The sequence below is a fragment of the Runella salmonicolor genome (assembly GCF_024158025.1).
Taxonomy (GTDB): Bacteria; Bacteroidota; Bacteroidia; order Cytophagales; family Spirosomataceae; genus Runella; species Runella salmonicolor.
The window spans coordinates 597,762-611,571 of sequence record NZ_JAMZEL010000002.1 but is presented as its reverse complement, the minus strand read 5'-3'; the positions used below and the strand labels follow the sequence as shown (position 1 = coordinate 611,571).

Annotated in this window: 11 protein-coding genes; 6 read left to right on the top strand and 5 right to left on the bottom strand. The window is 44.6% G+C overall.

The genetic code is table 11. From position 1 onward, the window contains the following. Positions 1-172 precede the first annotated feature (172 nt). Positions 173-1,426 (bottom strand): hypothetical protein, encoded by a 1,254-nt coding sequence (locus tag NCI00_RS08410; protein ID WP_253526678.1) that lies wholly within the window; start codon positions 1,424-1,426, stop codon positions 173-175. Between the two features lie 411 nt (positions 1,427-1,837). Between NCI00_RS08410 and proS the strand changes: the two genes are divergently transcribed. Next, positions 1,838-3,313 (top strand): proline--tRNA ligase, encoded by a 1,476-nt coding sequence (gene proS, locus NCI00_RS08405; RefSeq protein ID WP_253526676.1) that lies wholly within the window; start codon positions 1,838-1,840, stop codon positions 3,311-3,313. 107 nt (positions 3,314-3,420) lie between these two features. Continuing rightward, complete coding sequence (locus tag NCI00_RS08400) at positions 3,421-3,852, top strand: FKBP-type peptidyl-prolyl cis-trans isomerase (protein WP_114461072.1); 432 nt, start codon at positions 3,421-3,423, stop codon at positions 3,850-3,852. 66 nt (positions 3,853-3,918) lie between these two features. On the opposite strand, the gene NCI00_RS08395 is transcribed toward NCI00_RS08400, so the two are convergent. Together NCI00_RS08395 and NCI00_RS08390 are read right to left on the bottom strand one after the other, a co-directional pair. After that, positions 3,919-4,404, bottom strand: coding sequence for an NADH-quinone oxidoreductase subunit A (locus NCI00_RS08395; RefSeq protein ID WP_253526674.1), 486 nt, complete (start codon positions 4,402-4,404; stop codon positions 3,919-3,921). Between the two features lie 127 nt (positions 4,405-4,531). After that, entirely contained in the window at positions 4,532-6,721 is a 2,190-nt protein-coding gene (locus NCI00_RS08390) for a glutamine synthetase III family protein (protein ID WP_166557703.1), read from the bottom strand. A gap of 215 nt (positions 6,722-6,936) precedes the next feature. Between NCI00_RS08390 and mtaB the strand changes: the two genes are divergently transcribed. Continuing rightward, the gene (gene mtaB / locus NCI00_RS08385; RefSeq protein WP_253526672.1) at positions 6,937-8,271 is read left to right on the top strand and encodes a tRNA (N(6)-L-threonylcarbamoyladenosine(37)-C(2))-methylthiotransferase MtaB; all 1,335 of its coding nucleotides are present in this window, start codon (positions 6,937-6,939) and stop codon (positions 8,269-8,271) included. A gap of 30 nt (positions 8,272-8,301) precedes the next feature. Here mtaB and NCI00_RS08380 read toward each other — a convergent pair whose 3' ends face one another. Further along, positions 8,302-8,661: a CoA-binding protein gene (locus NCI00_RS08380; protein ID WP_253526670.1), complete on the bottom strand. Its 360-nt coding sequence runs from the start codon at positions 8,659-8,661 to the stop codon at positions 8,302-8,304. Between the two features lie 120 nt (positions 8,662-8,781). Here NCI00_RS08380 and NCI00_RS08375 point away from each other — a divergent pair, with 120 nt between their 5' ends. After that, positions 8,782-9,354, top strand: coding sequence for an HNH endonuclease (locus NCI00_RS08375; protein ID WP_114065403.1), 573 nt, complete (start codon positions 8,782-8,784; stop codon positions 9,352-9,354). Between the two features lie 7 nt (positions 9,355-9,361). Here NCI00_RS08375 and moaA read toward each other — a convergent pair whose 3' ends face one another. Beyond that, entirely contained in the window at positions 9,362-10,354 is a 993-nt protein-coding gene (gene moaA, locus NCI00_RS08370) for a GTP 3',8-cyclase MoaA (RefSeq protein ID WP_253526668.1), read from the bottom strand. A gap of 311 nt (positions 10,355-10,665) precedes the next feature. Here moaA and aspS point away from each other — a divergent pair, with 311 nt between their 5' ends. Together aspS and NCI00_RS08360 are read left to right on the top strand one after the other, a co-directional pair. Beyond that, complete coding sequence (gene aspS, locus NCI00_RS08365; protein ID WP_253526667.1) at positions 10,666-12,423, top strand: aspartate--tRNA ligase; 1,758 nt, start codon at positions 10,666-10,668, stop codon at positions 12,421-12,423. Positions 12,424-12,613: 190 nt separating this feature from the next. Then, positions 12,614-13,786 (top strand): hypothetical protein, encoded by a 1,173-nt coding sequence (locus NCI00_RS08360; protein WP_253526666.1) that lies wholly within the window; start codon positions 12,614-12,616, stop codon positions 13,784-13,786. The last annotated feature ends 24 nt before the right edge of the window (positions 13,787-13,810 follow it).

Below are 13,810 nucleotides of genomic sequence, written 5' to 3'. Positions count from 1 at the left end.
AAAATAATATGTGGAGCCTTATTTATTGTTAAAAGTACATTTATAAGCAAGAAAAAACCTCGCCATTCAAAAATAGCGAGGTTTTTTATGAAAGCGAATTTTGTCATTTATTTTTTAAACGGTAAGTCTTTCTTGGAAAAGTCTTTGTTTACTTTTCCGTTATTCTAACCATTTAGCGTGGTCCGCGTGAGGAGCCGCTGCTGCTTGAGCTCGAACCACTACTGCTTGAACTTGGGCTGCTGTAGCTGGGACTTGGGCTGCTATAGCTGCTTCTGCCACTGCTGTTGCTGCTATTGTTGTTCCAACTGCTAGAGTTGGAAGAATTGTTGTTGCTGTAAGAGCTGCTACGCTGGTTGCTGTACGTGCTACTTTCACCATAAGAGCGGGTTGCTCCACCGCGAGTACCCGAAGAGTATCCCGAACTTTGGGTGGAAGGAGCGCTGTAAGTGCTGCCAGTACGGCTGCCCGAATTTGATGAATAGCCATTGTACGAACGGTCGGCACCACCACGAGGACGTGAGTAGTAGGTGTCACTGCTTGTGGCGGTTGAGCTACTGTTTGCCCGTGAAGATGGGTCATAACTTTGACGGCGGCCATCGTTGGTATAACGAGGACTGTTGTCATTGTTACGGTTATACGAATTGGCTGAACGATCTACGCGGTTGTAATAATCAGAGCCTGGACGGCGGCGTGCGTCAACAATCTGAATGTTGTTGTTGGGGCCGTTATACCAAAGGTTATTATTCCCATAGAAGTTATTGCCATAGAAACCGCTTCCATAAAAACTGTATGGAGAGTAGAACGAATTAAAGCCCCACGGATTCCCCCAGCCAAAGCTTGAATAACCACCCCAAGCAGAATAAGGCGAATAATAAGAATACGGTGAAAAAAATGGGTCACCGTAGCCATAAGCGAAGGCAGAATTCCAGCCGAAAGGACTGCCAAAACGATAAGGATTTCCAAAAGCAGAACCATAACCATACCCAAGGCCTAACATCATGGCCGAACTGCCAAAGCTGTTCCATCCAAACGAGTTGTAACGATAAGGGTTGTTCCAGTAGCTTCCCCAATTATTGTTCATGGCTGTTTGATAGCCATCAGAAAAACCTGAATTATAGCCAGCATTGGGGCCGACATTACGCTGAATACCCCGCGAACTTAAATAGGATTCGTCGTAGTAGTCATAGTCTTCAGAGGTGGTATTGGGCTGTAGTTGGCCCGTACGGTAGTCAGGGTTGTAGTTACGAAGGCTTCTCTTTTCCTCATCCTGATTTCCCGACTTTGCTGCTACTGCTACACTGGATGAGTTACCATATAGGTCGTCGTATTCGGCGTCGTTTGCGGTGGTGTACTGGTTAGAGTTACACCCCCATAAACCAACCAAGCCTACTGCTGACCAAAGGGTGAGTGAACGAAAGGTTTTCATGGTTATTTAAAAGTTTTTGTTCCTACGATTTAAAAAGAAAATCAGGGTCGTTATTTACTATAAACGCCAATTTGGCTGATATTGATTCAGTTTCGTCACAAATTTAAGATAAAAAAGTATCTTTGCAAGAGTTTTTTCGAAAAAACAAGGAGGAGATTTGCGATAAAAGCTCCTGATAATCAAATAATTATAAATGTCGATGCTACACTAAATCCTGCAAAGTGCTGATTGCGAACGACTAGTATAGTTTAAGTGTAGATTTTACGCCTTTTTTATGTTAATGATTATTTTTAATGGGATTTAAGGGGTTATTAATTAAGGTGTTAGAGAAAGTACCTACTCTAAACGTAGACGCAATTGAAGAAAGAATAGTTTAAAAATTTAAAACAAAAATTTACCTAAATAAAAGCAATGGCAAACGCGATACCTAGCCGTAGTGAAAATTACTCTGAGTGGTACAATGAATTAGTGAAAAGGGCTGATTTGGCCGAAAATTCAGCCGTGAGAGGATGTATGGTCATCAAACCATACGGCTTTTCAATTTGGGAGAAAATGCAGCGGGCATTGGATGATATGTTTAAGGAAACAGGTCACATGAACGCTTATTTCCCTTTATTTATTCCCAAATCATTTTTGAGCAAAGAAGCGAGCCACGTGGAAGGCTTTGCCAAGGAGTGTGCGGTAGTTACGCACTATCGACTCAAAAACGCGCCCGATGGAAGCGGCGTAATCGTAGATCCCGATGCCAAACTGGAAGAGGAATTGATTGTTCGTCCCACTTCTGAAACCGTTATTTGGAGCACCTATAAAAACTGGATTCAATCGTACCGCGATTTGCCTTTGTTGATAAACCAATGGGCCAACGTTGTGCGTTGGGAAATGCGGACCCGTTTGTTTCTACGCACCACTGAATTTTTGTGGCAGGAAGGCCACACAGCCCACTCCACTTCTGACGAAGCCATGGCCGAAACGCGGCAGATGCTCGAAGTGTATGCACGTTTTGCGGAAGAATGGGCCGCTATTCCCGTTATTAAAGGCTTTAAAACGGCCAATGAGCGTTTTGCGGGGGCTGAAGAAACCCTTTGTATTGAGGCCATGATGCAGGATGGCAAAGCATTGCAGGCGGGAACTTCACACTATCTAGGTCAGAACTTTGCCAAAGCATTTGACGTTAAATTTCAGAGCAAGGCAGGTACACTTGAGTACGTTTGGGGAACTTCTTGGGGCGTAAGTACGCGCCTCATGGGCGCACTCGTGATGGCACATTCTGATGATTCTGGGTTGGTGTTGCCGCCTAAATTGGCCCCAATTCAGGTGGTGATTGTGCCTATTTATCGTAGTGAAGAACAGCTTGCTCAGATTACCGAAAAAGTAAAAGAAATCTCAGCAGGCCTTCGTAAAAAAGGTATCAGTGTAAAATTTGATGACTCTGACGCCAATAAACCTGGCTGGAAGTTTGCCGAGTACGAGTTAAGAGGCGTGCCTGTGCGATTGGCAATGGGCGCGCGTGATCTTGAAAATGGTACAGTAGAGGTGGCCCGACGCGATACGAAAGAAAAAATGACGGTTCAACTGGAAGGAATTGTGGACAGAATCGAGACCTTGTTGGAAGAAATTCAACAAAATATTTACGATAAAGCACTGGCATTTAGAACCGCCAATACGCACCACGTAGATGATTATGCCGAGTTTAAACAAGTCTTGGACGAAAAAGGAGGATTCATTTTGGCGCACTGGGATGGCACGCCCGAAACCGAAGAGCGCATAAAAGAAGAAACAAAAGCAACGATTCGTTGTATACCATACAATGCTCCCGAAGAAGAAGGCAAGTGTATTCTGACGGGGCGTCCATCAAGTCGGCGGGTGTTATTTGCGCGGGCTTATTAGTAAAACTTTTTTAGGTTGGGTTGAAGTTGATTTTAGGATTTGATTTCAGCGAGTGCAACTTAAATTAGATCAGTCAATAAAATCAATTCATTCAAAACAACAACAAAATGAGTGTAGCAAAATCAGGAGATACCGTAAAGGTACATTACAAAGGGACCTTGACCGACGGTACTGTTTTTGATTCGTCGGAAGGACGTGAGCCATTGGAGTTTGAACTCGGCTCAGGAATGGTGATTCCAGGTTTCGACAACGGAATTCAAGGAATGGCCATTGGAGATAAAAAAACGATTGATATTCCTGTAGAAGAGGCCTATGGTCCGTCGCAGGCGGAGTTGGTTTTTCCATTTAACCGATCTGAACTGCCCGACGATATTCCGTTTGAGGTAGGAATGCAATTGAATATGCACCAAGATGGAAACCCGCAACCTGTACCAGTAACGGTCGTTGAAGTAACAGATGCGCAGATTCTGGTAGATGCCAACCACCCACTGGCGGGTCAGGCATTGATTTTTGAAGTAGAATTAGTAGGCGTAAAATAACTTACGCTTCTCTGAGCGTAAGCCTTTATTGAAATAGACGTTGGGGTGATTGAATCATCTTGACGTCTATTTTTCATTTACAGGAGGCCGTCCGTACTTTTCGTTGACTTTTTGGTAGAGATTGGCGGGGACTTTCGTTTCTATAATTGGCACTTTGGGTTGTGGCCGTACCCAATCCAGATAGCCTTTTGCCCAGGCATAGGCAAGTCCAAGAACGAGAATTCCAACAAAAATCAGCATTTCGATTAGTGAGAACCATCCCCACAACCCATCGGTTTGTTGGATAAGCGTAGCTTGACCAAACACAACGGCCCAAGGAAAGAGAAAAACCAGCTCTACTTCAAACAAAAGGAAAACCAGCGCCACCACGTAGAAACGCACGTTGAATTGAACGTTGGCGTTGCCAATGGGGTCTTCCCCCGACTCATAAGTGGTGAGTTTTTCTACGTTAGGTTTATGAGGCCTCAGCAACTTGGCCAACATCAGCATGGAGACGATGAGGACGATAGCCGTGAGGATGAATAAGAAAATAGTGCCGAATTCGGAAACCATATTTGTCTTGAAAATGCGCTGAACTAAAACGATTAGCGTGCGCAAAAATAGCTAATCATTTTATTAACCCTTCTAAAAAAAACCGCTTCATCAGCGGCTTTTTTTAGAAATAAGTCAAGAAATGAGTTTATTTTACGAACAACATTTCACGGTATTTGACCAAAGGCCAATCTTCATCGTCAATCAGGAGCTCAAGTTTGTCCACTTCATAGCGGATTTTTTCAAAGTAATCTTTCACTTCTGAACCGTATAACTCGGCCCGGGTGGGAATATCATCCGTATTATTGGCTTTTTTACGGGCTTCAGTCATCGCTTCTACCGCCTGTTTAATAATATATACCCGCTGCGAGATTTCTTTGATGAGTTCTTTGAGGGGTTGTGCTTCTTCCACCAATTCAAGTTCCATCAACGATTTGGCCGTTTGAGCCAACTGATGCTGGTATTTGACGGCCGTCGAAACTACGTGATTCAACGCCAAATCGCCAATAACCCGCGATTCAATCTGTACTTTCTTGATGTAATTTTCGAGTTCGATTTCGTAACGGGCATGAACCTCACGCTCATTCAAAACGCCCATTTTTTCGAGTACCTGAACGGCCGAAGGTTCAATGTATTTGCCCAGTGCCAGCGGTGTAGAGGCAATGTTGGTGAGGCCGCGATTGGCTGCTTCCTGCACCCAGTCGTCCGAATAGCCATTGCCCTGAAACAAAATACGCTTGGACTCGCGGTAGTAGTCTTTTAGAATATCAACGATGGCCAATTCTTTCTTTTCGCCCAATTCAAGCCTTGCTTCGAGTTCTTTTCTGAATTCCTGAAGCTGATTGGCCACAATGGTATTGAGGATAATCATTGGCGAGGCGCTGTTGGCACTTCCGCCCACGGCGCGGTACTCAAATTTATTGCCTGTAAATGCAAACGGTGACGTACGATTCCGGTCGGTGTTGTCGCGCATCAAAGGCGGAGTACGCGTAATCCCTAGTTTATAAAAGACGTTGTCTCCTTTTTCGAGCTGGACTTCACCGCGATTTTCGAGGGTTTCCAACAGTCGAATGAGTTCATCCCCAAGAAAAATAGAAACAATGGCTGGTGGCGCTTCATTGGCGCCCAAACGGTACTCATTGCCCGCTGAAGCAATAGACGCCCGTAGTAAATCTGCGTGGTCATGTACGGCTTTGACGACGTTCATCAAAAAAGTCAAGAACCGCAATGTTTCTTTGGGTTTGGTACTTGGGGCCAAAAGGTTGACGCCCGTATCGGTCATCATGGACCAGTTGTTGTGCTTGCCGCTTCCGTTGATGCCCGCAAAAGGTTTTTCGTGAAAAAGAACCTTGTAATTGTGACGTTCGGCGACTTTATTCATCAAATCCATCAACAACGCGTTGTGGTCAATGGCGAGATTGAGTTCTTCGAAAGTAGGAGCGCATTCAAATTGACCAGGCGCCACTTCGTTGTGACGCGTCCGAACGGGAATACCCAGTTTCCAAGCTTCATATTCAAAATCAACCATAAAGGCATTGACGCGCGGAGGAATCGACCCGAAATAATGGTCTTCCAACTGTTGCCCTTTGGCGGGAGAGTGCCCAAATACTGTCCGACCCGCCATCACTAAGTCAGGCCGAGCGTAAAAAAGGGCTTTATCGACCAGAAAATACTCCTGTTCAGCCCCCAACGTAGCCGTTACTTTTTCCACATTGCGGTCAAAATAATACATTACAGCAGTGGCGGCTTTGTCGAGTACGTGTAGGGCGCGCAAAATCGGGGTTTTGTAGTCGAGCGCTTCGCCAGTGTAAGAAATAAAAACGGAAGGGATACAAAGCGTTTTGCCGCCTGCCCCGTTGTCCATCAAAAATGCGGGCGAGCTGGGGTCCCAGCCTGTATAACCCCGTGCCTCAAACGTAGCACGCAGGCCGCCGCTTGGAAAAGAGGATGCGTCAGGTTCTTGCTGTACAAGCGCGCTTCCTTTAAACTTCTCGATGGCTTTACCCGATGGAGTAACGTCAAAAAAGGCGTCGTGTTTTTCTGCCGTACCACCCGTAAGGGGCTGAAACCAATGCGTATAATGCGTGGCCCCTTTGGAAGTGGCCCAGGCTTTCATGGCGGCGGCTACCTCGTCGGCAATCTCGCGGTCAATTCGGGAGCCCGATTTAATGGCGTTGGATACTTTAAGATAGGCTTCTGGTGTCAACAACGTTTTCATTACGTCGTCATTGAATGTATAAGAACCGTAGTAATCGGCTACTTTTTCGCTGGGAGCGGGTACGCTGATTGTAGAACGGTTGTAGGCCGTTTCGATGGCCTTAAATCGCATATTTGCCATGCTATATGATTAGATTTTGGAATAATTTAACTGTTTCGGGAATACACATCAAACATATATTTTTTTTGTTTGACTGACAAAAGTAATGAAAGCAATTTGAAGAAATGAACTAGCTTCTTTTTGTTTATGGCCTAAATTAGGCCTATTTATTGAAAATACTAAAAACTTCAATCGCTCATTTTCTCAATCAGCCTGATTATCACTAATTTTGCAGGATGAAAAAAGTAGCATTTTATACATTAGGCTGTAAACTTAATTATTCAGAAACATCAGGTATTTCACGGATGTTTGAGCAACGGGGGTATAAGAAAGTGGCGTTTAATGACCAACCCGATATATTTATCGTAAATACGTGTTCAGTTACCGAAAATGCCGATAAGAAATGCCGCAAGATTGTACGCGAAGCCCAAGCGATTAATCCAAACGGTTATGTGGCTATCATCGGTTGCTACGCTCAACTCAAACCCCAGGAAATTTCGGAAATTCCCGGCGTAGATGCTGTTTTGGGGGCCGCTGAAAAATTTCGACTCATTGATTTATTGGATGGATTTGTCAAAGAACCTTCGCAGCAGCAGGGCAAAGTTTTTGCTTCGCCGATTGAAGACGCGGTAGATTATCACGTGGCATACTCACTCAATGACCGCACCCGAACGTTTCTCAAAGTGCAAGATGGCTGCGATTATCCTTGCGCTTATTGTACTATTCCGTTGGCAAGGGGGAAAAGTCGGTCTGATACCATTGAAAATGTGGTTAAATCGGCCCGCGAAATTGCGGCGCGGGGTGTCAAAGAAATCGTACTGACGGGCGTAAATATTGGTGACTTTGGCCTACAAAACGGTCAACGTGTGGAGACGTTTTTGGGGTTGGTGAAAGCCTTGGATGAGGTTGAAGGCATTGAGCGATTTCGGATTTCGTCGATTGAACCCAATTTGTTGACGGATGAAATTATTGCTTTTGTGGCGCAATCAAAACGCTTTGTGCCGCATTTTCATATTCCGTTGCAGTCGGGCTCAAATAAAATATTGGGGTTGATGCGCCGACGTTATCGCCGCGAATTATACGTTGATAGAGTAACCAAAATCAAGGAGTTAATGCCGCATTGTTGTATCGGCGTGGATGTTATTGTAGGGCACCCGGGCGAAACCAACGATGATTTTCTGGAAACCTACCAATTTTTGAACGAGTTAGATATTTCGTATTTGCACGTATTTACGTATTCAGAACGCCCGAATACCTTAGCGGTCGACATCAAGCCCGTCGTGCCCCAGTCACAGCGGGCGGAGCGTTCAAAGATGTTGCACATCCTTTCTGATAAAAAACGCCGGGCATTTTATGAAAGTCAATTAGGCTTGGAGCGGACGGTTTTGTTTGAAGAAGATGTAGTCAATGGGTATATGCAAGGCTTTACCGAAAATTACGTGCGGGTGAGCGTACAATATGACCCTTTGCTGATCAATGAAATGAAAACCCTACGCCTGACAAATATCAATGCCGAAGGCATCGTAGAGGCCGAAGAATCGGAAAGTATACCCATGTTCGTTCACAATTAAAGAAGGGGATTGCCCCTTCTTTAATAATTTTTAGTAACTGTTTATCGAAAGCAGTACCAACGTGCAGGCTTCTTCCGCAACGATTCCGTTTTGGGTTAATAATTGTTCAAATTCGGGGTTTTCTGTACTGGGATTGAAAATCACTCGTTTTGGATGAAGTGCAATAATATAATCATACCATTCGGCTTGGTGCTGCGGCCCAATGTAGAGCGTTACGGTATCAATGTCTTTGAGGTCGGGTTTGCCGGTTAAAATCTCATTGCCAGCTATCTGTCCTGCTTTCAATCCAAGCAACACAACCGGATGCCCATGATTCACCAATCGATTGGCGGCTAGAAATGAATAACGAGCTGGATTGGTGGATGCGCCAATAATGAGTGTTTTTTTCATTTTTATAATAATTACTCCTTTTTTCTAAACAAAAGTTTTTGAAACTTGTTCTACTCACATCCTGTAAAATGTACTTTTTTATTTTTGTAAACTAAATCTTCAATCAATAAAATAGGGGCCATGAGCGACAAGAAAGTGCTTAGTTATTGGAACGAAAAGTGGGTGCCTGTCGAGTTTGAGGGAGTAGAAAACCCGCCTCGGTATGATGTCTCTAACTATGGACGCCTGAGAAGTTTTCAAAACGAGGAGAAAAAAGCGGTTATTATTAAAGGTTCGGTGATTCAGGGGTATCGTTCGCTCAATATTCGTATCACAGGTGGAAAAACCATCAATAGATATGTTCATAAATTGGTGGCTGAATTGTTTCTAAAACGCGAAAGTGAATTGCATAAATACGTCATTCACCTTGATTTTGATAAACAAAACAACCGTGCCGACAATCTGAAGTGGGTAACCAAGACAGAAATGGTGGAGCATAACCGTGAGAATCCGGCCGTTATAAATCGTAAGCTTCCTGCCCGTACTCGCAACTACAAGCTGACCGAAATCAAAGTCAGAATGATTAAGAAAATGCTCAAAAGTGACAAGAGCAGATTGAAGATGATTGCCAAACAGTTTGGGATAACGCACACGCAACTCAACCGTATCCGTTCTGGCGAAAACTGGAAACACGTAAAAGTGGATGATGAATAGTTGGCTTTTACCCCCCGATTGTTGACATAGATTCGGATACTAAACCTACCGTGCGTCGGGCTTCTGCTTCAAATCCATCTTTGGCCCGGTGCTGAAGTGCTTCAAATATACGTTGTGTTACACTAGCATCATCCAATCCTTGTCGAAGCAAATCTTTGATATTGAACACTCCGTCGTCATATAGACAGGTCTTAAATTGACCTTGTGGCGTGATTCTCAGTCTATTACACGTACCGCAAAAAGTCCGACTAAACGCCGCGATGATTCCAATGGTGCCTTTGTGGCCCGGAATCTGATAATTATACGAAGTCGAGGCGGGTGGGTCAGGCAATTTATAAATCCCTGGGTACGTTTTTTTTAGTTCTTCCAAAATCTTGCGGTAGTTCCAAAACTCTTGGTATTCGTGGGCGCCGTCGCCGTTGAAAGGCATTTCTTCAATAAAACGAACGCTGACATTGTGTGTACGCGTCAGGTCGGCCATGGGGATAATGTCTTCCGTATTTTTTCCCGACATGACGACCGAATTCAATTTTGTAGGGATGTTGTATTCCTGCAGTGCTTCAAATGTCTGCCATACGTTTTGAAATTCATCGCGACGGGTAATGTCAAAAAAGCGTTGACGGTCAAGGGTATCTAAGCTGAGATTGACCGATTTAATGCCCAATCGCTGAAATTCAGGTATCAGCGGAGCCGTCAATACGCCGTTGGTTGTGATGTTTATTTGACGAAGACCTTCGATTTTATTCAATTCTTCCAAAAAATCCATGATTCCGCGCCGTACAAACGGCTCGCCTCCCGTAAGACGCACCTTGTCGACGCCCATATTGACCAATATCCTAATGGTACGCTCCATTTCTTCCCACGTCAACAAGTGTGGTTTGGGTACGTATTTGATGCCTTCTTCGGGCATGCAATAAAAGCAGCGAAGATTGCAACGGTCCGTGACGGCAAGCCGCAGGTAGCTGATAGGACGTCCGTGGTTGTCTATTACGCGGTTCAAGGGATTGTATGATTAGTTACAGTTGACCAAAAAAGGAGCAGTTTGTATAAAACCGTTCTTTTTCAAAGTAAATAACGAAAATGTTATCAAACAAGTTTAGAAGAAGGAAAGAGATGTGCACTTCACTCAAAAATAACGGTGAGTGAGGAGGAATTGGGGTGTAAAAGTGGATAAAACGGTTAGGGCAAGAAGATTATAATTGGAAAATACTTGTAAAAAATTGAGGTATGCTTTGTACTATTTATAACGAACTCCCATTTATTCCGTACTTTTGCGGCACTTTTTAAAGAAATTAAGAAATAGACTTTTGTATGCTTAGAACGCACACTTGCGGAGAACTCCGTATTTCAGATGTCAGTAAAGAAGTAATCCTCAGCGGTTGGGTACAACGTACACGTGATAAAGGCGGTATGATTTGGATTGACCTGCGCGACCGCTACGGTATCACCCAGCTAATGCTTGAAGAAGGTAAAACCGCCCCAGAAATCATTGCTCAGGCCCGAAATCTAGGCCGTGAGTTTGTGGTTCAAGCTACGGGGGTGGTTACTGAGCGCTTTGCCAAAAATGATAAAATGGCAACGGGTGATATTGAAATCAAATTGACGGGGCTGACGGTCCTGAACTCGGCCAAGCTACCGCCTTTTCAGATTGAAGATAAAACCGACGGGGGAGATGAACTCCGCCTGAAATACCGCTACCTAGACTTGCGTCGTGACATAGTGCGTAAAAACTTAGAATTGCGCCATAAAGTAGCTCAACAAACGCGTCTTTTTATGGACGCCCAGAATTTTATTGAGGTAGAAACGCCCGTTTTAATCAAATCAACGCCAGAAGGAGCGCGTGACTTTGTGGTACCTAGCCGCATGAATCCGGGTGAGTTTTATGCCTTGCCGCAATCGCCGCAGACGTTTAAACAATTGTTGATGGTATCGGGATTTGACCGTTATTATCAGATTGTAAAGTGTTTCCGCGACGAAGATTTACGCGCCGACCGTCAGCCTGAGTTTACGCAGATTGACTGTGAAATGTCGTTTGTAACGCAGGAAGACATTTTACAAATGTTTGAAGGCCTGATTCGTCATTTATTTAAAGCCGTAAAAGGACTGGATTTGCCTGAAGTACCGCGCATGACCTACGCTACGGCCATGAAAAAATACGGCTCCGACAAACCCGACATTCGTTTTGGGATGGAGTTTGTGGAGTTGAAAGGCGATAATGACTTCGTTTCAGGTAAAAACTTCGGTTTGTTTGACTCTGCCGAATTAGTGGTGGGGGTTTGTGCCAAAGGCTGTGCAGAATACACGCGCAAGCAAATGGACGAATTGACAGAATGGGTAAAACGCCCCCAAATTGGCGCAAAAGGGTTGATTTATGCTCGTTACAATGCCGACGGAACCATCAAATCGTCGGTTGATAAGTTTTACAGTGAAGAAGATTTGAAGCAGTGGGCGGAAGCATTCGGCGCGCAGCCGGGTGATTTAATGCTCATTATGGCGGGAGAAGCCAACAAAACCCGTAAGCAACTCAATGAACTCCGTTTGGAAATGGGTAGCCGTTTAGGCTTGCGCAATCCCGACGATTATAAAGTGCTGTGGGTGGTTGACTTTCCGTTGTTGGAGTATGGCGAAGAAGAAAACCGTTGGTTTGCCATGCACCATCCGTTTACCAGTCCTAAGCCCGAAGATATTCCTTTGTTAACGACAGATTTGGGCGCTGTTCGGGCCAATGCCTATGATATGGTCATCAACGGAACCGAAGTAGGAGGAGGCTCCGTACGGATTTTCCAGCGGCCGTTGCAGATGCAGATGTTTGAGATTTTGGGCTTTACCCCCGAAGAAGCTAAAGCTCAATTCGGATTTTTAATGGAAGCGTTTGAATTTGGAGCGCCGCCACACGCCGGAATCGCCTTTGGATTTGACCGTCTGTGTTCTATTTTTGGGGGAGTGGATTCCATTCGAGATTTCATTGCGTTCCCCAAAAACAATTCAGGCCGTGATGTCATGATTGATTCTCCGTCGACCATTGACCAAAAACAATTGGATGAATTGAAAATTGCGACGAAAGCATAATTTTTTGAGTTTTATAAGATTGTAGAAAAAACTCCACATTTTTGGTGTGGAGTTTTTTTATTGAAAGATTAAAAATGATACTCTGCGTCATAAATTGCACCTTTCGTCCCATTTTTGGGGAGAAGTACAATAATTTTGTTGAACTTCAAGTTTATAAAACGTTCGTTTTAACAGCCCAAATGCACCTACTATGAGCCTCTTTGATCGAATCAAAGCCTATTTTAGCCCCGATAACTTCAGAAAAGACCCCGAATTGGTGTCTTTTGCGGAGTTAGACCCGCCCCAAGTCGAAACCAAAAAGGTAACGGCCGATGTTTCTGTGCCTGCCTTACCAGCGACTGCTCCGCAGACGCGGGGCATGACCGAAGAGACTCCTGCACCTACCCATACTTGGGATTTAACACCGCCTCAACCCACACAAACTACAATTCCCATTGAGTTGCCATCGTGGTTGGAAGATGAAACTTTGCTACGGGATGAAGGCGTCATTTTTGGACTTTCAGAGTCAAAGCCCGAAGAGAAGGTTGCCATTATTCGCAGTTATTTCGTGCATCAAACCGCTGATTTAGAGTTAGATGTGGAGCGTTATGGTGAAAAAATTCAGGAATTAAATTTGTTTATTGGGCAAAAAGAAACCAGAATCAACGAATTGAAAGATAAAGCCGCCGAGCTGGAAGCCCGCCAAAATGAAGGAGAGCATCAGTTGCCGCGAACCATCGTAGGCTTGGTGTTTTCGATGGCGATGTGCGTGGGGAATTTCTTTTTGATTGATGATACTTTGCGCCCTTTATATCCCAATAGTCAGTGGATAGCCGTTGGGGTGTTTTTGGCAGGGATGTTTAACTTGTTCGGTCGGGTTTCACTTTTTCACGATACCGACAGCAATGTGTCGTGGCGCAGGTTGCTAGAGGAGGTTGGTATGCCTTTTGCAGCAGCTATGTTTGTGTTTGTACAGGCATTGCAAAATCAGACCGTTTGGCGGGCGGTGGCGTTGTTTGTCTTTGTGTTTTTTCTGTTCCTTTTTGCGGGCAAATTGCTGTTGAGCAATATCACCGTACTTCGCAATGATTTACGGATTTGGCTGACGGGTGCTAACATGAAAAAAGAAATAACGAGCAAAACCGAGACTTGGGATGAGGAAACCAACCGCTTGAACGCAGAAATTGATGAATTACGCATTCAAAAATGGCAGATTGTGCCGCAATTGAATCGGGTAGAGGCCGAACTTGCGCGGGTCAACGCCCGACGTGATGCCCTCATCAAACTGTTTGAAAGTGAATTTTACCTGGCCCGCCAACTGCGCGACCGTTTGACAGACCGACAAATGAGGGCGATTCAATCAACCGCTCAAAATCAGCCATAAGCACTTGGTAAAAAATAAGTAGCA

Excerpts from the sequence above, each read along its gene's own strand:
- NCI00_RS08410 (WP_253526678.1), bottom strand. The coding sequence starts at position 1,426 with ATGAAAACCTTTCGTTCACTCACCCTTTGGTCAGCAGTAGGCTTGGTT.
- proS (WP_253526676.1), top strand. The coding sequence starts at position 1,838 with ATGGCAAACGCGATACCTAGCCGTAGTGAAAATTACTCTGAGTGGTAC.
- NCI00_RS08400 (WP_114461072.1), top strand. The coding sequence starts at position 3,421 with ATGAGTGTAGCAAAATCAGGAGATACCGTAAAGGTACATTACAAAGGG.
- NCI00_RS08395 (WP_253526674.1), bottom strand. The coding sequence starts at position 4,404 with ATGGTTTCCGAATTCGGCACTATTTTCTTATTCATCCTCACGGCTATC.
- NCI00_RS08390 (WP_166557703.1), bottom strand. The coding sequence starts at position 6,721 with ATGGCAAATATGCGATTTAAGGCCATCGAAACGGCCTACAACCGTTCT.
- mtaB (WP_253526672.1), top strand. The coding sequence starts at position 6,937 with ATGAAAAAAGTAGCATTTTATACATTAGGCTGTAAACTTAATTATTCA.
- NCI00_RS08380 (WP_253526670.1), bottom strand. The coding sequence starts at position 8,661 with ATGAAAAAAACACTCATTATTGGCGCATCCACCAATCCAGCTCGTTAT.
- NCI00_RS08375 (WP_114065403.1), top strand. The coding sequence starts at position 8,782 with ATGAGCGACAAGAAAGTGCTTAGTTATTGGAACGAAAAGTGGGTGCCT.
- aspS (WP_253526667.1), top strand. The coding sequence starts at position 10,666 with ATGCTTAGAACGCACACTTGCGGAGAACTCCGTATTTCAGATGTCAGT.
- NCI00_RS08360 (WP_253526666.1), top strand. The coding sequence starts at position 12,614 with ATGAGCCTCTTTGATCGAATCAAAGCCTATTTTAGCCCCGATAACTTC.